This is a genomic window from Candidatus Methanodesulfokora washburnensis (genome assembly GCF_003947435.1).
GTDB classification, from domain to species: domain Archaea; phylum Korarchaeota; class Korarchaeia; order Korarchaeales; family Korarchaeaceae; genus Methanodesulfokora; species Methanodesulfokora washburnensis.
On sequence record NZ_RCOS01000066.1, the window covers coordinates 1 to 21,315 of the forward strand.

The 21,315-nt window shown below is 42.4% G+C and carries 27 protein-coding genes and 1 tRNA gene; 12 read left to right on the forward strand and 16 right to left on the reverse strand.

Translation table 11 applies throughout. The annotated features are described in order from the left end of the window. From D6D85_RS04865 to D6D85_RS04885, 5 genes are all read right to left on the reverse strand, one after another. Window positions 1-1,081: RNA-guided endonuclease InsQ/TnpB family protein (locus D6D85_RS04865; RefSeq protein ID WP_237558757.1), on the reverse strand; the 1,081-nt coding region annotated here is incomplete at its 3' end. 97 nt (window positions 1,082-1,178) lie between these two features. Beyond that, the gene (locus D6D85_RS04870) at window positions 1,179-1,520 is read right to left on the reverse strand and encodes an S-adenosylmethionine decarboxylase family protein (RefSeq protein ID WP_161969695.1); all 342 of its coding nucleotides are present in this window, start codon (window positions 1,518-1,520) and stop codon (window positions 1,179-1,181) included. Window positions 1,521-1,525: 5 nt separating this feature from the next. After that, the gene (locus D6D85_RS04875; RefSeq protein WP_125670951.1) at window positions 1,526-2,197 is read right to left on the reverse strand and encodes a metal-dependent hydrolase; all 672 of its coding nucleotides are present in this window, start codon (window positions 2,195-2,197) and stop codon (window positions 1,526-1,528) included. 47 nt (window positions 2,198-2,244) lie between these two features. Beyond that, a complete protein-coding gene (locus D6D85_RS04880; RefSeq protein ID WP_125670952.1) occupies window positions 2,245-2,550 on the reverse strand; it encodes a hypothetical protein in 306 nt (101 codons plus the stop codon). A 3-nt stretch (window positions 2,551-2,553) separates the two neighbouring features. Further along, the gene (locus D6D85_RS04885; RefSeq protein ID WP_125670953.1) at window positions 2,554-3,339 is read right to left on the reverse strand and encodes a D-aminoacyl-tRNA deacylase; all 786 of its coding nucleotides are present in this window, start codon (window positions 3,337-3,339) and stop codon (window positions 2,554-2,556) included. A gap of 414 nt (window positions 3,340-3,753) precedes the next feature. Here D6D85_RS04885 and D6D85_RS04890 point away from each other — a divergent pair, with 414 nt between their 5' ends. Continuing rightward, on the forward strand, window positions 3,754-4,032 hold the full coding sequence (locus tag D6D85_RS04890; RefSeq protein WP_125670954.1) for an acylphosphatase: 279 nt from the start codon (window positions 3,754-3,756) through the stop codon (window positions 4,030-4,032). A gap of 230 nt (window positions 4,033-4,262) precedes the next feature. Here D6D85_RS04890 and D6D85_RS04895 read toward each other — a convergent pair whose 3' ends face one another. Continuing rightward, a complete protein-coding gene (locus D6D85_RS04895) occupies window positions 4,263-5,087 on the reverse strand; it encodes an alpha/beta fold hydrolase (protein ID WP_161969696.1) in 825 nt (274 codons plus the stop codon). A gap of 76 nt (window positions 5,088-5,163) precedes the next feature. Next, window positions 5,164-5,239 (reverse strand) — tRNA-Arg (locus D6D85_RS04900). A 70-nt stretch (window positions 5,240-5,309) separates the two neighbouring features. Here D6D85_RS04900 and D6D85_RS04905 point away from each other — a divergent pair. After that, window positions 5,310-6,122, forward strand: coding sequence for an Mrp/NBP35 family ATP-binding protein (locus D6D85_RS04905; protein WP_125670956.1), 813 nt, complete (start codon window positions 5,310-5,312; stop codon window positions 6,120-6,122). Here the strand turns inward: D6D85_RS04905 and D6D85_RS04910 are convergent. Continuing rightward, window positions 6,096-6,653, reverse strand: a complete 558-nt coding sequence (locus D6D85_RS04910) for a hypothetical protein (RefSeq protein WP_125670957.1) — start codon at window positions 6,651-6,653, stop codon at window positions 6,096-6,098. The two genes, D6D85_RS04905 and D6D85_RS04910, sit on opposite strands and share 27 nt — an antisense overlap. 53 nt (window positions 6,654-6,706) lie before the next feature. Next, a complete protein-coding gene (locus tag D6D85_RS04915; RefSeq protein ID WP_125670958.1) occupies window positions 6,707-6,937 on the reverse strand; it encodes a histone family protein in 231 nt (76 codons plus the stop codon). A gap of 533 nt (window positions 6,938-7,470) precedes the next feature. Between D6D85_RS04915 and D6D85_RS04920 the strand changes: the two genes are divergently transcribed. Further along, window positions 7,471-8,154, forward strand: a complete 684-nt coding sequence (locus D6D85_RS04920; RefSeq protein ID WP_125670959.1) for a hypothetical protein — start codon at window positions 7,471-7,473, stop codon at window positions 8,152-8,154. 4 nt (window positions 8,155-8,158) lie between these two features. Continuing rightward, window positions 8,159-9,943, forward strand: coding sequence for an MFS transporter (locus tag D6D85_RS04925; protein ID WP_125670960.1), 1,785 nt, complete (start codon window positions 8,159-8,161; stop codon window positions 9,941-9,943). On the opposite strand, the gene D6D85_RS04930 is transcribed toward D6D85_RS04925, so the two are convergent. Both D6D85_RS04930 and D6D85_RS04935 read right to left on the reverse strand, forming a co-directional pair. Further along, window positions 9,944-10,690: a creatininase family protein gene (locus D6D85_RS04930; protein ID WP_125670961.1), complete on the reverse strand. Its 747-nt coding sequence runs from the start codon at window positions 10,688-10,690 to the stop codon at window positions 9,944-9,946. It abuts the gene before it with no gap. Beyond that, window positions 10,687-12,012 (reverse strand): cyclic 2,3-diphosphoglycerate synthase, encoded by a 1,326-nt coding sequence (locus tag D6D85_RS04935; protein WP_125670962.1) that lies wholly within the window; start codon window positions 12,010-12,012, stop codon window positions 10,687-10,689. Before D6D85_RS04935 ends, D6D85_RS04930 begins: the two co-directional genes overlap by 4 nt. Before the next feature lie 69 nt (window positions 12,013-12,081). Here D6D85_RS04935 and thiL point away from each other — a divergent pair, with 69 nt between their 5' ends. After that, complete coding sequence (thiL, locus tag D6D85_RS04940) at window positions 12,082-13,053, forward strand: thiamine-phosphate kinase (protein ID WP_125670963.1); 972 nt, start codon at window positions 12,082-12,084, stop codon at window positions 13,051-13,053. 7 nt (window positions 13,054-13,060) lie between these two features. Here the strand turns inward: thiL and D6D85_RS04945 are convergent, their stop codons facing one another. The 3 genes from D6D85_RS04945 to D6D85_RS04955 all read right to left on the reverse strand — a co-directional run bounded on the left by D6D85_RS04945 (window position 13,061) and on the right by D6D85_RS04955 (window position 14,641). Further along, the gene (locus tag D6D85_RS04945; protein WP_237558758.1) at window positions 13,061-13,426 is read right to left on the reverse strand and encodes a hypothetical protein; all 366 of its coding nucleotides are present in this window, start codon (window positions 13,424-13,426) and stop codon (window positions 13,061-13,063) included. 9 nt (window positions 13,427-13,435) lie between these two features. Then, complete coding sequence (locus D6D85_RS04950) at window positions 13,436-13,675, reverse strand: Rrf2 family transcriptional regulator (protein WP_125670965.1); 240 nt, start codon at window positions 13,673-13,675, stop codon at window positions 13,436-13,438. 99 nt (window positions 13,676-13,774) lie between these two features. Then, on the reverse strand, window positions 13,775-14,641 hold the full coding sequence (locus tag D6D85_RS04955) for a hypothetical protein (RefSeq protein ID WP_125670966.1): 867 nt from the start codon (window positions 14,639-14,641) through the stop codon (window positions 13,775-13,777). 42 nt (window positions 14,642-14,683) lie between these two features. Here D6D85_RS04955 and D6D85_RS04960 point away from each other — a divergent pair, with 42 nt between their 5' ends. Further along, a complete protein-coding gene (locus D6D85_RS04960; protein ID WP_125670967.1) occupies window positions 14,684-15,115 on the forward strand; it encodes a CoA-binding protein in 432 nt (143 codons plus the stop codon). Here the strand turns inward: D6D85_RS04960 and D6D85_RS04965 are convergent. Then, window positions 15,105-16,169, reverse strand: coding sequence for a site-2 protease family protein (locus D6D85_RS04965; RefSeq protein ID WP_125670968.1), 1,065 nt, complete (start codon window positions 16,167-16,169; stop codon window positions 15,105-15,107). The genes D6D85_RS04960 and D6D85_RS04965 overlap by 11 nt on opposite strands. A 51-nt stretch (window positions 16,170-16,220) precedes the next feature. Between D6D85_RS04965 and D6D85_RS04970 the strand changes: the two genes are divergently transcribed. The 5 genes from D6D85_RS04970 (at window position 16,221) to D6D85_RS04990 (ending at window position 19,593) form a co-directional block, all read left to right on the forward strand. After that, the gene (locus D6D85_RS04970; protein ID WP_125670969.1) at window positions 16,221-16,766 is read left to right on the forward strand and encodes a GNAT family N-acetyltransferase; all 546 of its coding nucleotides are present in this window, start codon (window positions 16,221-16,223) and stop codon (window positions 16,764-16,766) included. A 75-nt stretch (window positions 16,767-16,841) separates the two neighbouring features. Then, window positions 16,842-17,078 (forward strand): sulfurtransferase TusA family protein, encoded by a 237-nt coding sequence (locus D6D85_RS04975; RefSeq protein ID WP_125670970.1) that lies wholly within the window; start codon window positions 16,842-16,844, stop codon window positions 17,076-17,078. Further along, entirely contained in the window at window positions 17,075-18,304 is a 1,230-nt protein-coding gene (gene ahcY / locus D6D85_RS04980) for an adenosylhomocysteinase (protein WP_125670971.1), read from the forward strand. The genes D6D85_RS04975 and ahcY overlap by 4 nt, the downstream gene beginning before the upstream one ends. Next, window positions 18,305-19,375 (forward strand): radical SAM protein, encoded by a 1,071-nt coding sequence (locus D6D85_RS04985; protein ID WP_125670972.1) that lies wholly within the window; start codon window positions 18,305-18,307, stop codon window positions 19,373-19,375. Further along, a complete protein-coding gene (locus D6D85_RS04990; protein ID WP_125670973.1) occupies window positions 19,351-19,593 on the forward strand; it encodes a metal-sulfur cluster assembly factor in 243 nt (80 codons plus the stop codon). Before D6D85_RS04985 ends, D6D85_RS04990 begins: the two co-directional genes overlap by 25 nt. Here the strand turns inward: D6D85_RS04990 and D6D85_RS04995 are convergent. Then, window positions 19,590-20,855 carry an MBL fold metallo-hydrolase gene (locus D6D85_RS04995; protein ID WP_125670974.1) on the reverse strand — a complete coding sequence of 422 codons (1,266 nt, stop codon included), beginning with the start codon at window positions 20,853-20,855 and terminating at the stop codon, window positions 19,590-19,592. The two genes, D6D85_RS04990 and D6D85_RS04995, sit on opposite strands and share 4 nt — an antisense overlap. A gap of 97 nt (window positions 20,856-20,952) precedes the next feature. Here D6D85_RS04995 and metG point away from each other — a divergent pair, with 97 nt between their 5' ends. Then, window positions 20,953-21,288, forward strand: coding sequence for a methionine--tRNA ligase subunit beta (gene metG, locus D6D85_RS05000; protein WP_125670975.1), 336 nt, complete (start codon window positions 20,953-20,955; stop codon window positions 21,286-21,288). Window positions 21,289-21,315 lie beyond the last annotated feature (27 nt).

The window sequence follows — 21,315 nt, forward strand, 5'->3', positions numbered from 1 at the left end:
TGGCTTTCAGGGGCAACGGGGCTCCCCTCATCCTGAGCATATTAATGCCTGCGGTCACATCCCTATCTTTCTCGTAACCGCACCGCAGGCATCTCATAAGCCTGTGCCCATTCGGAGCTAGTCTTCCCCCACATATCGGGCACAGGCTTGAAGTTCCCCTCGGGCTAACATACTCAACTGGTAGACCATTAAGCTTAGCCTTGTATTCAATATAGAACTGTAACATTCTAAAGTTCCAGTTATGCAACCTTCTGTTCAGCATTCTTCCCCTTTTTATGCGTTTTCTTATCCCCTTCAAGTCCTCCATCAGTATTCCGAGATTGTGTTGCTTAGCAAAATTCACAATTTCCCTTGAAATTTTGTGGCATAGATCCCTTGTCCTTCTTTTCTCCCTGTCGGAGTACTTCTTCAGAAGCCTCCGAGCAGTCCTTGGTTTATATTTAGCAAGCTTCTGAATATTTCTCCTGATGATAAAATAGGTTGTGTGAACTGTCCTAAGCTCATGATCTACCCTTAAAACATGGGGATTTGAACTTACCGCTGTTATGTTAGATTCATTTATGTCGATGGCTATCCATTCCTTTGGATTCTGCAGATCCACACCTTTCTTGAAGGGAATGATTATTTTGTCCTCATTTATAGTCATCTCACCTGTCTTGAGCTTTCCCTCTTTCCAGGAATCTATAAACTTCTTCTGATATTCCCCGAATTTCAGATTTATGAACAGAAACTGCCTCGGCCTCACCGAGATCCTAACCCCGTCACCATAGAACTTGTAAAGCACTGGGTCAAGCTGCATGAATAACTTCTTGGCCTCAGGCTTCTCCTTCTTATGCTTCTTCCTGTGTTTCTTGAGCATAGCTAAAGCTATTTTACAGGCTGAATGGCAGAAATGGGTTGAGTAATCCCATCTCCGCTTCCACTCCTCATAAACTCCTTTTCTTAGCTTTGCGAAAGAGGTAATCCTTCTCTTGTGAGCATAATCTATGCAGAAGTTTATCATATCCCTGAAGTCCTCAAGGAGCTTTCTCATCTCATCGTTGGGCTCATATCCGAAGGGAACCCCTAGGTAGACTTCCACAATACTGAGTATACACATTAAGAGTTATATAAAATTAACTTTTTTGGGAACTGCCGACGAACCCTAGAATGATTTTTATGATAGGTAAAAAGAGATTCTAGATTCCGGTTTTCACTATTATAGCCGTTTGAGAGGAGGGAGATAAAAGAGATGCAAGTTTATTAAAAGTGTCCCAGCACCACTTTTCATCCGAATAATTCACCACATTTGCTGCTGCATAAATATGCTCTGGCCATGTATGAAGTGCTACATACCCTTCTTTCAACAGAAGGAATGCGCTTACTCCATAGGGCTCGAATTCATGCACATGAATTGCTAATATCTCTTCTCCTATCATTTCCGCCAGATCTCTGAGCAATTTCTCCATTAAAACAGGAGAATCCAATACCTCTTTCCTAGAGATATTGTATAGTTCTCCTATAAGATGGTTCTCGGGCAACTGGATCACAGCTCCCTGCGCTCACCGGGTTCCAGCTGAATGACCTCTGCTTTTATACCTCTCTCCTTAAGCTCCTTCTTTAAGTCCTCTGGTTTCCCATACAACACTGGAAATGTCCCATAGTGCATTGGCACAACCCTCTCCACTCCAAGGAGCTCTACTGCCTTGGCTGCCTCCCTTGGATCCATTGTAAAATGACCTCCTATCGGTAATAAAGCTAGATCAGGTCTATAAAGCTCTCCCAATAACTTCATATCATAGAAGAGGCCTGTATCTCCAGCATGATAGACTGAAATCCCTCCAGCCTTTACGATAAAACCGACAGGTGCTCCTAAGTCCGAGCTGTGAACTGCCTGAGTCAGCTTTATCAAAACACCATCTACTTCGAAGGGTCCCCCTATGTTTGCCCCTATAGAATTAGCTCCGTTCTTACTAGCATGCTGAGCTATTTCAAATATTCCAACTATCTTTCCCTTCCTCCTCTTGGACAGTTCTATTGCATCATCTAAGCCGTGATCGGAGTGGCTGTGAGAAACAGCATAGATATCTGCTCCCTCGCATTCGCTCAGCTTTGTGGGACATTTGGGGTTTCCTGAGATCCATGGATCAAACATTATCTTTTTTCCTCCTACCTCAAGAAGAAAAGCCGAATGGCCGAGATATATCAGCTCAGCCATGCTATCACCGCTCAAAGTTATGACGAGACTAAATAAAGATTTTGATCCTAGCAGTCCCTGAGCTTTGTGAAGAGTACCTCTATCATTTTGTTCACGCTCTTTCTAGCCCTCTTGTTCGGTATCACGACCTTTACTCCCTTTAAATCAAGTAAACTTCTTCTAAAAGTTACAAGAACTTTTATGTTTTTTCTGAAACAGTAGCTCAACAAGGACTCAGGCGTATCCTCCTTTAGAGAGGAAAAAGGTAGCCATATTGCACTGTAGCCTATCAGATTTAGTCTCCTCTTTACCTTAAAGTAGAGCTCTCTGGGCACGCTTTTATCGAAAAGAAATGGTGTCTCCAGCTTTCCCAAGGCTCACACCAGGTCCTTTGTTTTCACAATACTAACGCCTATTTCTTCTAAAATAGGAATTATTTTTGATTTGTGATCACTTCTTAAGCTTTTCCAGTCCAGAATAGCTGTTCTTGCAGGGGGAACACTTCTTTCAAATGCTGATATTACCGAGGATTTGCTGGCCCCATCTATGTCGTAGTTTCTCAATATGTGGCCTACAGCATATTTTGATCTAAGCTGTATCTCAGTGAAGTGGTGGTTTATGTGAGGTCCCCCTAGCCCAACTGCTACCTCGAAATTTCCCTGATCCAGCTTTTTGAGGGCACTTAAAAGAGAAACTGCGACTATTTCTCCCGCTTTTTCGTCGATCCATTCCCTCTCGCTGCTTCCTATCTCAACAAAAGCAGTTGGAACATCAAAGGATGGGCCATGATGAGTGGGTTCCATAGCCACTTCATAGCCAGATCCAGCACTATTCTTCTCAGCTTCTATCAGGAATAGCTTCATCAGATATGGAAAGGCTATGCTTAGCTTTCCTGGCTCTCCTCCATATTCTGCATTTGCGAAATTTCCGGGAGCATGAGCTGTTATCACGGGCTTTCCTGGGCTTCCACTGTGCCTAGAGAGAAATATTACAGCATCTGCCCATGGAGCCAGCTCTTTATGTGATTTTAAGTATATATGAAGCTCATTTGTCCTTACCAGCTTTATTCTCTCCTCTTTTTCCGAAAGAAGAAGTTCAACATGTCTTCCTATATTTACAGATGCCTTATCCTCCTCTGACACTGCAAGAGCTATTTTTTGCATATACCTCCTATCTAAAGGAGGAATAAAAACACAACTTAAATCCAACTCAAATTATTTCATTTAGCTATACCGCTATCAACGCATTATAGCCCTTTTTGACATTCTCCGCGGCTAAAGCCGGGAGATTCCCGGTTTGTCAGCCTGAGGCTTCATCCTACCGAGTTCAGGGCTGTGTCAAGACCAAGGCATAACGCCCTACCAGCCCCTGCTATGGGCATGTAGCCCATAGCCCGCTTGAGTACGTTCACCGGCGACTCGCCAAAGATATGAGGAGCACTCTTATTTAAGGTTATCGGCAATTCATCCCACGGTTTTAACCGTGGGCTTTCTTGTCGATTTTCTGTAAGATAATAGGCTAAGATTAGCCTCAAAACTGCCAGAAATATTTTTAATCAAGGCCATCTGAAGCTATGTATGAGCTTAGCGAGGGCCCACCTGAGAATATATGGTTGGGTTCAGGGCGTTTTCTTTAGATCATCTATGAGAAGAGTTGCTAAAAAGCTTGGAGTTACTGGATGGGTGAGAAATCTACCAGATGGAAGCGTGGAAGCTGTAGTAGAGGGGGAGAAAGATAAGGTGGAGGAGATAATAAGATGGGCGCATAAAGGACCAGAGCTCGCTGTGGTAGAAAGAGTAGATGTTGAATGGGAGGAGCCTACAGGCGAGTTTGATGATTTCTCTATAATCTACTGAACACGCTGAGTAACTGTTACATATCTCCCCTTTAGCTGAGGATCTTGCTGCAGAAGTTTCATATTTCAAGCAGTTACCGAACCTCCACTTGAAAGCTTTCTGTGCCAAGATATATTGGTTTACTTAATTTTCCACGTGATTTAATTATGGTTTATCACAAAAATCAACTAGCTCTTGGCTTAGATGTTGCTCTCAGGCTGATTGTTTAATTTTTAAGTTAAATAGACCTATTAAGGTGGATAAAATCTGTTGAGAAAGCTGATAATATGGGTGTTTACCTCCTCAGCTCTCTCCAAGATGAGATAATGGCCTGCCCCTCTCAGGACGACGATCTCAGAATTGGGTATCTCCTTGAGACGAAGAGAAAGAGAGGGATCTATTACTTTGTCTTCATCTCCTATTATGATCAAGGTGGGTGCTTTTATCTCCTTTATCCTATCCCCAAGTTCGTATCCGGAGACGCTAAGGGCCACATTTAGTGGATCCCCTGGAAACTTTTTTATCTCCTCTATCATCCAATCTAGCAGCTCTCTTGGAACATTTTTAGAAAGGACTTCCTTCAGTTCCTCCTTCAGAACTTTTGTCCTGTAATTATCATCTGCTAATTTTGCTAGCTCATATGGAGATGACATCATTTTGTACAAATTTTCCTCAAATCTCTCTATGTAGTCCCTGACAGGGTCATATCTGTAGTTCTTATGAGCTCTTGTGGCTATTAAAACAAGAGCTTTGACGTCGTTCTCAATAGCATATCTCATTGAGATTATCCCTCCCATGGACCAGCCTATAAGAGCTACTTCTTCCACTTCTTCCTTTTCCAGAATTGCTTTTATGTCATTGGAGAACTCATCTATCGATATAGGTTTTTTAAGCTCGCTTGAAAGACCATGACCTCTTAAATCTACTGCTATAACTTTATACCTCTTTGATAGCACTGGAATTTGATTTTTCCACCACTTATGCGATGCCCAAGCCCCGTGTATCAGGACAACACATCTTCCAGATCCAAAAACCTCATAGAATATTCTTTCACCATCCAGCTTGATGAATGGCACAAGATGAATACCGTTTGCTTAAAATTTTTGTGATGATACAAAGCACTCGATTTATACCGCCAATTATCTGTATAAACGGGCCCGGCGGGACTTGAACCCGCGACCTACGGCTCCGAAGGCCGCCGCTCTAATCCTTGCTGAGCTACGGGCCCAAGAAATAGGAAGTGAGAAGATAAATTTTTATCTTGAATGCAAAGTTAAGCTAACCTAACTGGTGGGATAATGGCGGAAGGAAGAATTCAGCTTAAACCTCCGAGAAAACCGGAAAACATAAGGCATATAGTGGCTGTTATGAGCGGAAAAGGTGGTGTTGGAAAAACTACTGTCGCAGTTAACCTAGCTGCAGCATTTTTCAGACTTGGAAGGAGAGTCTCTATATTTGATGCAGATATAACAGGACCGAATGTTGTAAAAGCTTTAGGGGCAGAAGGAGGTCAATTAACTGTTTTTAATGATAAAATAGTGCCATATAAAGCCCATGGTGGAATAGGTGTTGTCTCAATGGCTTTTTTAGTAGGAGAAGGAGAGCCTATTATATGGAGAGGCCCTCTTAAGATAAAAGCAATACAGCAGCTCTTCGATCAGACAGACTGGGGCTATCTTGATTGGTTGATCATAGATCTTCCTCCTGGAACAAGTGATGAGCCCTTATCAATAATGCAGGATTTGAGCTTAGATGGAGTTATAATAGTCACCACCCCGCAGAGGCTAGCACTGCTGGACGTTGAGAGAGCCATAAATATGGTTAAGAGGCTTGATAGGAGAGTTCTAGGAATAATAGAGAACATGAGCTACTTTATATGCCCCGGAGATGTGAAGGTCCAGATGTTCGGTGGAAACTGGACTGATGAAGTGGCAATGAGAACCAATGTCCCGGTTCTTGGAAGACTCCCATTTGATCCATCAGCAGCCTGGATGACCGATGAGGGAAAACCCTTTGTCCTCTTTAAGCCGGAATCGGAGATGAGCGCTGAGATGATGAGAATAGCTGAAAAGCTTGAGAATATGTTAGAGGAGAAAGAGAGTCAAAAATAATGGTTCTAAAGCTCCTACAAACAGACCAATTAATATCTGATGTGGTGTGTGAGCTTTTATTCTGTATCTAGACCAAGCTATCAATGGAAGGGATGGAAAAATTAGGAGAGAAAACTCCGATCCTAGAAGAGTCAGGACCGCCCAAGAGCTAGAAGCTCCTGCTGAGTGTATACTGACTTTCGTGAATTTATTTAAGATCAGTATTGAAGTGCTCACTGCAAGATACGAAGCTGCTATTATCATGCCTACACGACATCTTACTACAAAAAATGAAATTAAGCCTAGTAAATAGCTTATGGAGGAAAATATCAAAAAGGGCGTTCTTCTTCTCCTCTCCACCACCATGAGGTCAACTCTTCCAGCTAACGACATTATCACGACCGGAGCGACCGGAAGAATAACCAAGAAAACAATTCCTATTAGAAGAAAGGTGAGCATTTCTTTTATCATAGGAAGCGTTGCCAGCACAACTAGAAAGGCCATCGATGTTGGAGAGAGCAACAGGGCTATGACATCATGTTTGCTGTGCATCTGAACCTATCCAAAACAAAAATAAAAAGATAGAGGGGGAGGGATAAGCTGGCCTACTTCTTCAGTATAGCTGAAACAGCTAGCTCTATGTCAGAGCTAGTTACTGTCTTCCTCTTAGAGTGCTTAGCTATGTCTATTGCATGCTTGGCCACTTCTGTAGCCAGTTTCTCCATGTAGTAGGCCAGCCTCTCCCTTGCTCCATCACTAACCCTCTCGGCACCAGAATCTTTTATTATTCTATAAACTGGTGCAAGAGGGAGGTACCGGGCAGCCTTCTCAGACATCTCTCTCACCTTGGTCCCTTAGGTTGAGGGACCATAAATGTTCTAGGGGTCCTATTATTTAAGCTTTTCTCACTCAGCTTGATATGGACATAGATATACCCATCCTGAACTACTTTAACAACCTACTCTTAGTAATTCCCATTAAGATTAACGATTTGTTTTTATGAAATCCTAAAATTTATTTAAAAAAGAAAGGAATAAGGTAAATTTTTCTTTTATAAACAGTAAAGATGGAAAAAGTAGTTAATAGGAGATCGAGGCTGCCCTTGGCAATAGGAAGAGAAAAAGCGGAGATAACGCTATTTCTTACGAATGAGATTAAAATCTCTCAATAAATAAGGATCCAAACAGCATATTCGTCCTAAAAATTAAGTTTGTGGTAAGAATAGGACTTTTCTAGATGTCATTTTTGCTCAATTTTTCCTAAAGTAAGTCTGTAAAGAGAAAACAAACTGTAAAATAGTCTAACTGGACATTATTTATTGTGAGCAGCTATGTTTTTATCTTTATAGAAAATTTTATCTGAGATCGCGATGGTCAGGCCCATAGTAACATGCTCCACTGAGTTTCTGTGGGGAGTGGGACTTGGATCAGCTGTAAAGGCCCTTCTCTCCATGGATTGCGACGGAATATTCGTGCCAACAGATAGCATTTTCTTTCCAAGCAGACTAGAAAAAGAGGATATATACACGATAAAGAGGGCAAAGGATAGCAGGAAAATTGTGGTAGGAACCCCGGAGAAGGACATAAACATATCAAGTCAAAATCCATACGTCTCAGAGGCGTCTAAGAGAGCTATAATGGAGGTGGTATCGTTCTCAAAGATTATAGGATCCGATCTGTTGGTGATAGATCCTGGATCCACCTATATAGACAAATATGCCGCTTTTATAGGAATAAGGCGTCTCATCGAGCAGATAAAATCAGAAGGCCTCAAGGTATGCCTTAAAGTTGGGGGCTTAGTGAACTCCGAGGATGATTTAAGATATTTTGAGGATGTGGATGTTGCTGTTGAGCATTCCGGACCATGGAGATCCTTTAGAAAGATAGCTGTTTTCATGTTTCAGGAGGATATAGATGATAGGACTCTAAAAGAGCTTAGGGAAAAAGGCTTCAGCGGATATCTAGTTATCAGGCCAAAAATACTTAGATATGATTATAATGGCTTGAAGCACTTCCTTCCAAAGTTTATGTACAGAATTTACAGCATGTGGTGATAAGTTGAGATATTCCGGTGTTCTTCTACTTCTATCAGCTGTCTACATGATAGGCATGGCAACAGGAGTTCAGAGAACTATTCTATCAAATGTCTCCATCCAATTATCCGGAACAAATGCCCTGTTTGTTTTCTTCCTCCCTTTGATCTCATTTGGATTCATGAAAGGCCTTATGGGAATAGTGAGTAGCTGGATAATCGAGCTAGGCGGAAGCAGGAAATCATTTATAGCTGGAGGAGTGTTGTATATCTTAGGGGTAACGCTTTTAGTAACCAGCAGGGACATAACAAGCCTTTTTCTGGGAAATATTTTCGTGGGATCAGGGGAGGGGATAGTTCACTCAACAGCATATTGCTTCCTCTCCTCAGAAAGAAGGAGCGCTGGAGCCAAAATAGGAAGTATGGAGAGCTCTGTCTATTTTGGGTATGGAACCGGTGCTCTTCTTGCTGGAGTAGTTGCTTCTTATTTGGGACTGTTGAACTCCTTCCTCATATCTCTTCTCAGCTCTCTGACCAGCACTATAATAATGGCAAACATAAGGGAAAATAGATTCATAAAATCGAATACAAATGAGAGCCATAGTGTATATATAATTGGATTAAAGAGTAAAACTCTAATTGCAACATATATAACAGCTCACGCATCCAAGATGTCGGATTCTGTTATGTGGGGTTTCTACCCGATAATTCTGTCATCCCTCGGGTTTTCCATGCCTGAGATAGGCTTGGCTCAAGCAGTGATAATGGTATCGTTTTCCGGCTCAATGCCACTAGCTGGAAAGCTCTCTGATGCTATAGGAAGGAGAGGACCTCTTCTTCTAGGACTTATCATGAATATAATAGGTCTAATTGGTGTAGCCACTCTTACAGATCATTTGCTACAGCTAGTCATATCGGCTGTGTTCGGCATCGGTCTTGGCCTCTACTACCCAATACTTCCCGCTATGACAGCAGATTCTGTTCCAGAAGAGGCAAGATCAAAGGCTCTTGGTCTGTATAGAGGGTTCAGAGATTCCGGATATGCCACTGGAGCTATGCTAGCTGGGATTATAGCTTCATATTCACTTAAGGGCATATTTTTTGTGATGTCCCTTTTGCTCTTACTAGTTTTTGCGATAAGCATGCTTGTCATTAAGGAGACAAGGCCTATATGGGCCACTTATGAGCTTCATCTTCACCACACAGATCTGCTTGTCAAAGCTGCATCTGAGTTTGAGGATGCCTTAAACTTACTTCATGATAATAAAATCGATATGTTCGAGGAAAAAGGATCTGTAATAAAGGATTATGAGAGAAAAGCTGATTGGTATAGAAGGGAGATGGACAGAGTTATCTACGACAGCGTGCTGAGCAGAGACAGGGAAGACCTGTTGAAACTAGCATCTAGGACTGATAGATCAATAGCTTATATTCTAGGAGCTTTTAGAAGGCTTAACCTTGCAAAGGACAGGGTTCCAGATAGCATAAGGGATAAAATGCCGGAGATGGGAAGAAAAATAAGAGAAGGGGCGGAACTGTTGAGAAATGCTGTTAGCAAGATGAGAGACGATCCAGAAAATGCAATAAAGCTCTTAGAGGAGTTGGATAAATTAGAACATGATTATGATGTTCTTCACAACGAGCTCCTTGCGATTATAGTGAGGGAAAGAGAGATTTTGGATCCCGTGTCCGCGATAATGCTGATGTACTTCATAGAGTTCTGCGAGAGCTCAGTAGACTTAATGCAGGATGCAGGAGATGTAATAAGATTGATAATATCAAAGCATGCTATCTGGCCATCTGAAGTTTGATCATATTCCTATCTCCTGTATATCCCATCCCTTTATTATTTTCTTCAACTCCTCGGCCATCCTAGATACCAGCTCTTGGACGAACTTTCTGGATGTCTCAGCATCCGGTATATACGCTCTGTCCTCTTTATCATATATCAATATTGATCCGGGAGCTGGCACTGGATCTAGTCCTCTTACAGTGTAGTACACCTGATCGCTTAGCTCCTCTTCCTCCCTAACAAGAGATTTGTCTATGGCAATTATCGCAGCAGTCTCCTCTGTTCCTGCATGCCCGCCAACAGATCCAAACATTTCCTTGGAGAGCTCCTCTCCGTATATCCACCAGTTTACAACCACGCTTTTCACTCCATCCTCCTTCCATGTCTCTTTGCATGCCTCTGATATGGCATCAAGATGATCCCTTGATCCATGACCGTTCAGTATGATCACCTTGTCTAGACCGTTGCTTGCCAGTCCTTTTATCAGATCCTTTATGAGGTTCTTTAGAGTATCCTTTCCTATGCTTATAGATCCTGGATAGCCAAGTAAGGAGTGAACAACACCATATGGAACAGCTGGAGCTATTAAAGCATTCAGCTTTGATGCTAAAAGCTCAGCTAAATGTTGTGGAACAATGAAATCAGTACCCAGAGGGAGATGAGGGCCATGTGCCTCCAGAACTCCAACGGGAAGTATTACTATGTCGGTCTCCTCTGCAGCCTCTTGAAACTCCCTCCAAGACATAAGCCATATCTCTCTTCTCATATCCCCACCTTCTCCAAGAACCTGCCAATTATGTCCTCTAAATTAGGCCTTCCTATCTCCTGAAGCTCATATTTAACGTGAACTGTTGGTTTGTTCAGCTTCAGATATCTTCCTAAATCGGTAGGAGTTCCGAGTATCACGGAGTCGGCTGGTATCCTGTTTATCGTCTCCTCCAGCTCTTTCATCTGCTGTGCTCCATATCCAACTGCTGGTAGAACTTCCCTCAGGTGCTGGTATTTCATATAAGTCTCTTTTATGGATCCAACAGCATAGGGTCTAGGATCGACTATTTCTCTTGCTCCGAGCTTTCTGGCCACAAGATACCCAGCTCCATATCCCATATCTCCATGAGTTACTGTTGGCCCATCCTCCACCACAACAACCCTCTTTCCTGCGACCAGATCAGGTTCCATAACGCTATATGGTATAGCTGCCTCGATTATCGTAGCCCTCGGATTTACGGATCTTATGTTCTCCATCAGCTTTATTATCGAGTCTCTATCTGCTGTGTCCACTTTGCTAACTATGACAACATCTGCGGATCTTATATTAACGCTTCCAGGCCAGTATGTCAGCTCATGACCCAGTCTGAGAGGATCTGCCACAGTTATCCACAGATCTGGCTTGTAAAATGGAAAGTCATTGTTACCTCCATCCCAGAGGATTATGTCAGCTTCCTCCTCAGCTTTTCTCAGTATCTTCTCATAATCCACTCCTGCGTAGACGATATTTCCCATTTTTATATGCGGTTCATAATCTTCCCTCTCCTCTATTGTGGTCTTGTGCTTTTCAAGATCCTCAAGGCTCTCAAATCTCTGGACAACCTGTTCCCTCAGATCACCGTATGGCATTGGATGCCTCACCACCACAACCTTTAGCCCCTTGCTCCTGAGGATTGATGAAACCCTTCTGCTCGTAGGACTCTTTCCTGCACCAGTCCTTACAGCAGTAACCGCTATTACGGGTTTTCTGGATTTTAGCATAGTGCTCTTTGGTCCAAGAAGCATGAAGTCAGCTCCATTTGCTTGAGCTATTGCCGCTCTTTCCATTATATATTGGTGGCTCACATCACTGTAGGAAAAAACAACGAGATCGACACCTTCCCTTCTTATTATCTCAGGAAGGTTCTCCTCGGGAAGTATGGGTATGCCTTCTGGATAGAGCTTCCCAGCAAGCTCAGGTGGATATTTTCTTCCCCAGATATTCGGAAGCTGAGCTGCTGTGAAGGCGACTACTTTGTAGTCAGGATTATCTCTGAAGAATACATTGAAGTTGTGGAAGTCTCTCCCAGCTGCCCCCAATATGACGACTTTTCTAGCCATAACAGACACCCCCTATCTATAGAGCTAGATCCTCAAAAACTTTAACATTAGCCTTACCAATTATTTCATATGCCATTCACCCAGATGGACTTGATACGTTTCATAACGATGACAGTAGAGCATGATCCGGAGAACTTGCTTCAGATAGGAAGGGATGATGCTGCAGCTAAGAGACTGGACAGGGGAATTTACATCCTGAAGAGCGATATGGTGACGGAATCTGCAGATCTATTGCCTGGAATGACCCCGAGAGAGCTAGCTAGAAAATGTGTAGTGAACAATATCTCAGATCTAGCATCTAAGGGGGCTTATCCTATTGCATTTCTCGCCTCAGTAGGCCTTCCTAAGGGGATAAATATAGACTTAGCAAAGGAGATCATAGCTGGATTGGAGGATGGTGTGAAAGAATATGGAACACACCTAGTTGGAGGAGATATATCGATAGCAAAGGAGATCATAGTTGATGGATCGGCCATTGGAAAGGTTCATAAGAACTTGATAGCCAGATCGGGAGCCAAGCCGGGACATGATGTCTATGTGACTGGTGAATTTGGCCTTACTTGGCTGGGCTACAAGATACTTCTGGAGGGGATGCATGCAGAAGAGCCATTCAGACAGCAGGCCTTGAGCTCTGTCTACAGGCCTAAGGCTCAGCTCAAGCAGGGGTTATTGTTGTCAGAAATAGATGAAATAAGCTCATCTACAGACAGCAGTGATGGGCTCTACTGGTCTCTCAGATACATAGCTGAGTCAAGCGATGTAGGTATCCTAGTGGAAGATATTCCGATAAGCGACAAACTTGCTGATTTCCTTACTTCAAAGGGAATTGATTGTGTAGAAGCTGCTTTTTATGGGGGAGAGGAGTTTAACATAGTTTTTACTGCTCCAGAGGAGATGAGAAGGGAGATAGAGGATATATTCTTGGAAAACAATTTCTTCCTCAAGAGAATAGGAAGAGTTGTCAGGGAAAAGGGCATTTTCCTGAGAAGAGAAAACAGAACTATAGAATTGAAGGAAGGAGGATGGGTTCACTTCTTTTAATATTGCTCTAAATTCTTTCTATTCTTGCTTTTTCCCCTGTTTTAGCCGCGGATATTACCTCCAGACCCTCTCTCACTATGCCCAGTCTGGTCGCCCTGAAATCGAGCTTTATGTTTCTTAGTGCTATTATCATCATCTTTCTCTCCACGTTCATTCCGACCTCTCCAGCTTTAAGCTGATTGGTCACTCCCTCAAGAGTTCCCTCTATATCCAACGAAATATAGATAGCATTACCAGCGTTTACCACTATTCCCTCAAGGGGGAGGCTCATCGCTATCCTTTCAGATGTCAGAGGGGATAAGTACCTCAGAAGGGATATTACTGCCCTTCCTGAGGATATAACTACTGCTATCTTATATTCCTCCATCCTCAAGCAACCCTCTCAGGACTCAACGCCCTTGTATATCTTCAGCTTAGAATTGCCATTAACGTATATCACAACCCCTTCCTTTTCGAGCTCTCTGAGAATTCTCTTTGCAACACTAACCTTTATCCCATAGCTTTCTGCTATACTCTGCGGAGTTACAACTTTTGCCCTTTTTAGAGCTTTTTTCATCTCATTCAGCATTTCTTGAGTAACCTCTACAGACCTGACTATTTTCTCCTTTTGTTTCTCGCTCATCGGAGGAACACCTCTTGAGACTATTAAAGCAAAGCCCAGCTATACCTTGTGAGCTCTCTATTTAACTATTGCGGAGATATAATAAAAATATAAAAATAGCTAGCTGCTTTTCCTGCTGCTCAGAGCTTTTTCTACTGATGCAAGCTCCTCAAGCTTCTCTTCTATGGATCTTTTTAGATTTGCAAGCTCCTTTTTCTTCTCCTCTATCTCTCTCTGGATAGCATCTCTCTGGGCCATCAGATCATTTATCCTTCCAAGCTCCATGTTTACTTTGGCCTCTTTTATCGCCACTTCCCTTTCCCTTACAAGGATCTCGCTTATCATATCGGATAGTTTTTTCAGTATGCTGTTAAGTTCTTTTATATCTGGAATATTTTCTTTTACTGAATTAAAGATCTCCTTTACAGTAGATGAAATTTGACTGATCTCCTGTCCAGCTCTCCTGAAGGATCCCTCAAGACTAGATGCTATGGCCTCCATTGATTTTATCAGATCCTCTCTCATCTTCTTAAGATATTCTATGCTCCCTTCGAGCTCAGATCTTCTAGCTTCCATGTCCTTTATTTCTATCTCCAGTCTGGACTTCTCCTCTCTCATTCTCGCAATCTTCTGATTTAACTCAGTTTCCTCGCTTCTAAGAGAAGCTACTTCTGCCTCCAATCTTCCCTTCTCAGCCTTTAGAACTGATATCTCAGATATAAGCCTCTCCTTTCCCTCCTTAAGATTGTCAACATCTTTTTCCAGCTCATATATCTCATTTCTCAGCTCATTCAGACGAAGGGATTCCTCTTTAACGTACTTTTCCATCTCCTCCTTCTTCACTCTGAGTGATTCTATCTCAGAAAGAAGGGTGCTATGCTCTTCAGTTAACTTCACAAGCTCCATTCTCATCGAATTTACCTCTGCTCTTATATCATTAAGTCTGGATAGCTCTTCCTCCTCAAAGTCGCTTGAATCCTCTGACATCTATTTTTTATACTCCTCCAAGATTTAACCTTGAGGGATCCTATGAGTGATCTTAAGTCTCTCATAGATGAATTTCTCAACAAGAATTTCTCTGTAGCTGTTGTCGGAGCATCTACAAATCCAGAAAAATGGGGATATAAGCTATACAAGTTCTTTAAAGAAGCTGGTTTTAGAAAAGTGTACGCAATCAATCCAAATGCTGAAAGGATAAATGGAGACAGAGTTTATCCTTCTATAAGCTCCCTTCCTGAGGTACCAGATGTTGTGGATTTGGTTGTTAGACCAGAGGTATCCGAGAAAGTTGTGGAAGAATGTATAAAAGTAGGAGTTAAGAGAATATGGTTCCAACCTGGCTCGGACAGCGAGAGAGCTATTGAACTCTGTAAAAAAGCTGGAATAAAATTTGTTCATGGAGCATGCATGATGGAGGAAGGAAAGAAAAAAGGAATAGACAAGCCAGTTTTCAAGGTATAGGCAGGCACATTATCAGAATAAACGCGTAAGCAAGACCTCCTATTACTTTCTTTCTTCTGGATATTCCAGTGCATTCATCTAGAGGGGGAGGGTGAGGTAAGAATATCATAAAAAAGGCCAAAAATAAGGCCATTGCAGGGCTTATCATGAAAGCCAGCATCAAGGATGCCAGCGAGACAATCATCCTCTTTTTATCATCTCTTATCAAGGAGTAAATTACATGGCCTCCATCCAGCTGAGAAACAGGTAGCAAGTTGAGAAAGGTTATTATCAATCCTATTACGCCTGATATCGCAAGAGGTGAGAGAAGAAGAACTCCTTCATGGGATCCAAGCATTCTCTCCATGATAACTGTTACAAGAGGCATTGGAAGCTCCGATACTTCCCCGCTCTGAGTCCATCTTTTAGCTACATCCTCCGGAACATAGCTTGATGTCATTATGCCGAGGAATGATACGACAAGAGCCACGAGAAAACCTGCTACTGGGCCGGAGATCCCCAGATCCATCAGCTCATCCCTATTCGCGGGTATCTTTCTGCTCGCTATAACTGCACCAAGCGTACCCCAAGGAGGTATAAATGGTATGAAGTAGGGAAGCTCCGTCGTGCCTCCCCACTTGAGCTTCGATATCATATGACCTGCTTCATGTATCCCCAGTATGAGGAGGAGCCCAAGAGAATACAAAATTGCCTGAGAAGTTATATCAAAAGGAACATTTAGCTCAGAAAGAAGCTTAGCTGTTCCTGATGAGAGAAGATAGCCTGAAAACATCACGGTACCAATAGTTGCCAGAAATAATAGCAGGGCCCTTTTCCAGTTATATCCTTGGATTATAGGATACCTGATCACCCTTATATGCACTTCATTTCCATATCTGAACATCCTTGGAATGTATCCCCTTTCTTGACAAAATCTCATCAGTGAAAGAAAGTTCTCCCTCATCTTATCCTCATTTTCCTCAGCTACAATGTATTCTGCTCCATCTGGCACTAGATAATAGTCCTTTACAGCAAAGAGAGAATGCACCCTTACAGTGAGCTCGTCGAATGTCATCCCGTTACATGTAGCTAAACAATTTAAAAAAGAATTCCACCTACTAGCTTGGTGATATCTCTGGTAACTCAGAAAACTATCTTTAAGATAAGATTTTACAGGCCAGAGGACATAGATCAAGTTCAAAGACTGAACAGAGTTTTCCTACCTGAGCATTACCCGCCATACTTCTTCGATGAGAACTTTAGGAGGTTTCCCAAAGCTTTCATCGTGGCTGAAGGACCCAGCGGAATTCTTGTGGGTTATGTGATGTGTAGAGTGGAGAGAGGTTTCACAAGAGGAGGGATGTTCAATATGGGCCACATACTCTCTATAGCAGTGGATAAAGGGTTCAGGAGAATGGGAATAGGTACCTCCCTTATGCTAGAAGCGGAGAAGAACTTGGTGAATGAGTACAGAGCTGACCTGATATATCTTGAGGTAAGAGTGTCAAATGAGCCAGCGATAAATCTGTATAAAAAGTTGGGATATGACTTTCTCGGCGTAATGCCGTCCTATTACCATGACGGAGAAGATGGATATTTGATGTACAAGATAACGTCAGCTAAGACATCAAAGAGCGATGTCATGGCATTGCTTGGCGATAGGATCGAATAAATGTCATATTTTGTTCAATAACAGCTGACCTGTAACTCTCCGAACATTTATATTTTCTAGACTCCAGCTTACTGGATGAAAAGAGGCACAAAGTTTCTTGATCTCAGAGGACAGAAGAGCCCATTTGCATTGATAAGAATAGCAAAGGAAGTGAAAAAAGCAAAACCGGATGAGATACTGGAGTTTTTAGTTGATGATCCGGCAACTGTCGACGAGATAGCACCTTGGTCTGAGAGAACTGGGAATAAGATAATAAGCATGAAGAAGGAAGACAGCTCTTGGATAATCAGAATAAGGAGGAGGTCATCATGAGCTACAAAATCAGAGATATATCATTCGCTGAGAGGGGAGAAAGAAGTGTTAAATGGGCTGAAATGCATATGCCAGTTCTTATGAGGATAAGGAGAGAATTCTCAGCGGACAAGCCCCTAAAGGGGATAAAGATAGCCGCTTGTATGCATGTTACAAAGGAGACTGCTGTTTTAATGGAGACATTACAGGAAGGTGGAGCTGAGATATGGCTCTCAGCCTCCAATCCTCTTTCAACTCAGGATGATGTAGCTGCTTATCTAGTAAGAAAGGGCATTCATGTATTTGCATGGAGAGGAGAAACTGAAGATGAATATTATTCCGCTATAAAAACAGTTTTAAGTGGACATAGAGACATAACAATGGATGATGGGGGAGATCTTACTGTCATGGCAGCAAGAATAGGGATAAATGCGATAGGAGGAACTGAGGAGACGACAACGGGAGTGATAAGGATAAAGGCCTTGGAAAGAGAGGGAATCTTGAGGTATCCAGTTATAGCCGTGAACAATGCTGAGACAAAGTGGGAATTTGATAATGTTCATGGAACAGGACAGAGCGCATTGGATGGAATTTTAAGGGCAACAAATGTCTTGATAGCAGGAAAAACTGTTGTTGTAGCTGGATTTGGACATGTTGGAAGAGGAATAGCAATGAGAGCTAGGGGCCTAGGGGCAAGAGTTGTGATAACAGAGGTTGATCCTATAAGAGCTCTGAAAGCAGTAATGGATGGTTTTTCTGTCATGAAAATGATAGAAGCAGCCAAAATAGGGGATATATTCATCACAGCAACTGGAAATAAGGATGTGATAACAGAGGAGCATATAATGGAGATGAAGGATGGAGCTATATTGGCAAATGCTGGGCACTTTGATGTAGAGGTCTCTGTCAGAGATCTGGAGAAGATAGCTACCTCAAAAACCGACTTAAGAGAAAATTTGACTGAGTATACACTGCCGAATGGAAAAAGAGTGTACTTGATAGCCAAGGGAAGGCTCGTAAATCTGGTAGCAGCAGAAGGCCATCCAAGCGAGGTCATGGATATGAGCTTTGCAGACCAAGCACTCGCTGTTAGATACCTTTTGAGCAGAAAGCTCGATCCTGGAGTTCATGAGCTACCCAGAGAGATAGATGCTAGAGTGGCATATCTTAAGCTCGAGAGCATGGGGATCTCTATAGATTCCCTAAGCGATGAGCAGAAGAAGTACTTAGAAAGCTGGATGATCTAAATGGAGAAGTTGAAATTTGGAGCTCTCAGAGTAAGAGGATGGAGTAAGGGCTGCGAACTCTGCTGGAAAGGAGCTAAGATGGTGCTCTTCATAACCGGAATATGCCCTTTATACGGTGAGTGCTTTTACTGCACTATATCTGAGAGAAGAAGAGGAAAAGATATTGTTTTTGCTGATGAGGTTGAGGTCAAAAAAGATGAGGATATCCTGAGAGAAGCAGAGCTTATATCAGCAAGAGGAGCGGGAATCACAGGAGGAGAGCCCACCCTCGTTCCGGATAGGGTAATCAGTTATACTAAAATACTAAAAGAGAGATTTGGCAGTAATTTTCATATTCATTTATATACAAATGGATTAATGCTCAGAGAATCTATTAAAGCGTTTTCAGATGTTGGAGTGAATGAGATAAGGCTGCACAGCTGGGATGAGAGCAGATGGAGCGTCATAAGGGAGATAAAGGATTTCGGAATGCAAGCAGGAGCTGAAATACCTGCAATTCCGGATGAAAGATATGAGGAGAAGATAAAGCGCTTGGCTCTTGAGCTGGACAGAATGGGCGCAGATTTTCTGAATTTGAATGAGATGGAGTTCAGCGATTCAAATAGAATTAGCCTTTTATCGCTTGGATTCAAGCCGGATGAATTAAGCGAGGTAGCTGTTAAGGGAAGCAGGAATCTTGCTGAAAAAATACTGGAGTTTATCGAGAAGGAAACCGGGATTTATAGCTATTTCTGTCCTGCTATACAAAAGGATTACCAGATGTGGATGAGATGGAAAAGAAGATCCAAGAAGGTTGCCCTACCGTTTGAGACTCCAACAAGAGATGGGACTCTTCTCAGAATTGAGGTGAAGAATCCCTCTGAAAGGATACTAAAGCTAGCAGGAAGCATTGCACACATCGATGGAGACAGGGTATTTCTCCCGTTAGAGATCTTAGATGAATTGGACGAGATAGAGGAATGTTATATTGTGGAATGCGCACCAACTGATGATAGAATAGAGCTAGCTAGGTATCCATGTAAACTTCTCTCAGGAGGTTCAAGAGATTGGAGGAAATCAGGGAAAAAGTAATAGAAGCCTTAAAAGGGATAATAGATCCGGAGCTCAAGATGAACTTAGTAGATGCAGGTCTCATCAGGGATGTTGAGGTGGAAGGTGGAGTTGTTAGAATAAAAATCTCCTTCACAACTCCGTTCTGTCCGCTGGCGAACTTTCTGATATTTAGCATAAGGAGAGCTGTTGAGAAGATAGAAGGTGTAAAGTCAGTTGATATAGAAGTTATATTTTAAAGCATAACTTCCTCGTAAGGATCTCTTAAGGCAAATGATGATATCCCCATCTTTCTTATCTCTTCAGAGAATTTCTCCGTGTCCTCACCGTGTACCGGTATGACTACATCTGGTGAAGCTATTTTTATAAGTTCAAATATATCCGATCTGCTTGCATGCGCGGAGAAGTTGAGCTGGCTTACCTTCATGCTAACATCTAGATCTGACCCCTCAAGGTTTATTTTCCCCTCTTCCAGAAGTCTCCTTCCATCTGTACCCTCTATCTGATACCCAGTCAATACCACTGCACTTTTTTCATCCTCAGCTTTTTCTCCAAGATAATATCTCACAGGTCCTCCTTCAAGCATGCCTGAGGTTGTCAGCACTATGGAAGGCCTTTTTATAAGCTTTTTCCTCATCCTCCATCCTCCAACAAAAGTTATCGTATCGGATATCCTGCTAAGTTCTTTAAAGTCCCTAACTCTGTCTGGGTACTGCTGTGTTATCCTCATCCCCTCCCTCGCCATTCCATCGAGGAAAATCTGTTCCTTAATTCCTGTAGCTCTGAGTGCCATTGCCACCTCAGCAAGCCTGCCTATTGCAAATCCAGCTATTATGGGCATACCTCCTTTGCTCATCACATTTTTTACCAATTCTTTAAGGAGAATTTCCTGTCCAGCTCTCGGAGGATGCTCCCTGAATGCATAAGTAGACTCTGTTATTAGGACATCCACCTTAGGAAAGTTAGTATCAGCTGGAGGCATTAATCTTGTCTTCTTTAAGTTGAAGTCCCCTGTGTATAGGAGAGAGAACCCGTTGTACTCAAGCCTGAACATCGCACTACCCGGTATATGGCCAGCATTGTATGCTGTAATTCTAACATCCCCTATCCTGAACGGAATCCCGTATTCCACAGACCTGTAAACAGACAATGCCCTTTTTATCTGTTCTGCACCATATTTAAGCTGATATCCCCTCTTTTTCGCAACCCTAAGGGAATCAAAGAGGAGAAGCTCTGTGAAATCTCTTGTTATATCTATTCCATATATTGGAACTTCCTTTCCGTTAAATAAAAGAGGTATGGAGCCCGAGTGATCCACATGCGCATGAGTTAACAGTACTGCATCCACATCTTTCACTTCCTCGGGGTACATTGGTTCCTTCTTTGGCACTAGCTTCATGCCGTAGTCCATTAATATCCTCTTTCCTCCTATCTCAACTAGGATCGCACTTCTCCCTACTTCTAGATTCGATCCGAGCACTCTTATAGACACTTTAGGCATTCCATTTCACTCCCACATGATAAACATAAATTAATTAATGTAAGCTCCATGGTACCAGACCGATGCACTTATTAATATTTCCCTCCACAAACAGCACATGAGCGAGTATATCGACATAGACTATTTCAGAAAGGTTGACCTCAGGATAGGAGAGGTAGAGCAAGCAGAAAGAGTTCCCGGATCAGATAAGCTTCTCAAAATAAAAGTGAATTTAGGAGATGAGAAGAGAGAGTTAGTAGCTGGTATAGCTGGCCAATATAAGCCTGAGGAACTCATTGGAAGGCAGATTGTTGTGGTTGTAAATCTTCAGCCCAAGAAGATAAGAGGGATATGGTCCCAGGGGATGCTATTAGCTGCATCTGTTGGAGAGGAGGGAACTCCGGTTTTGATACAACCAGAGAAAAAAGTTCCTCCAGGAAGCAGGATAACTTAGCATTAAATTCAGATAAAGCTTAAAAGC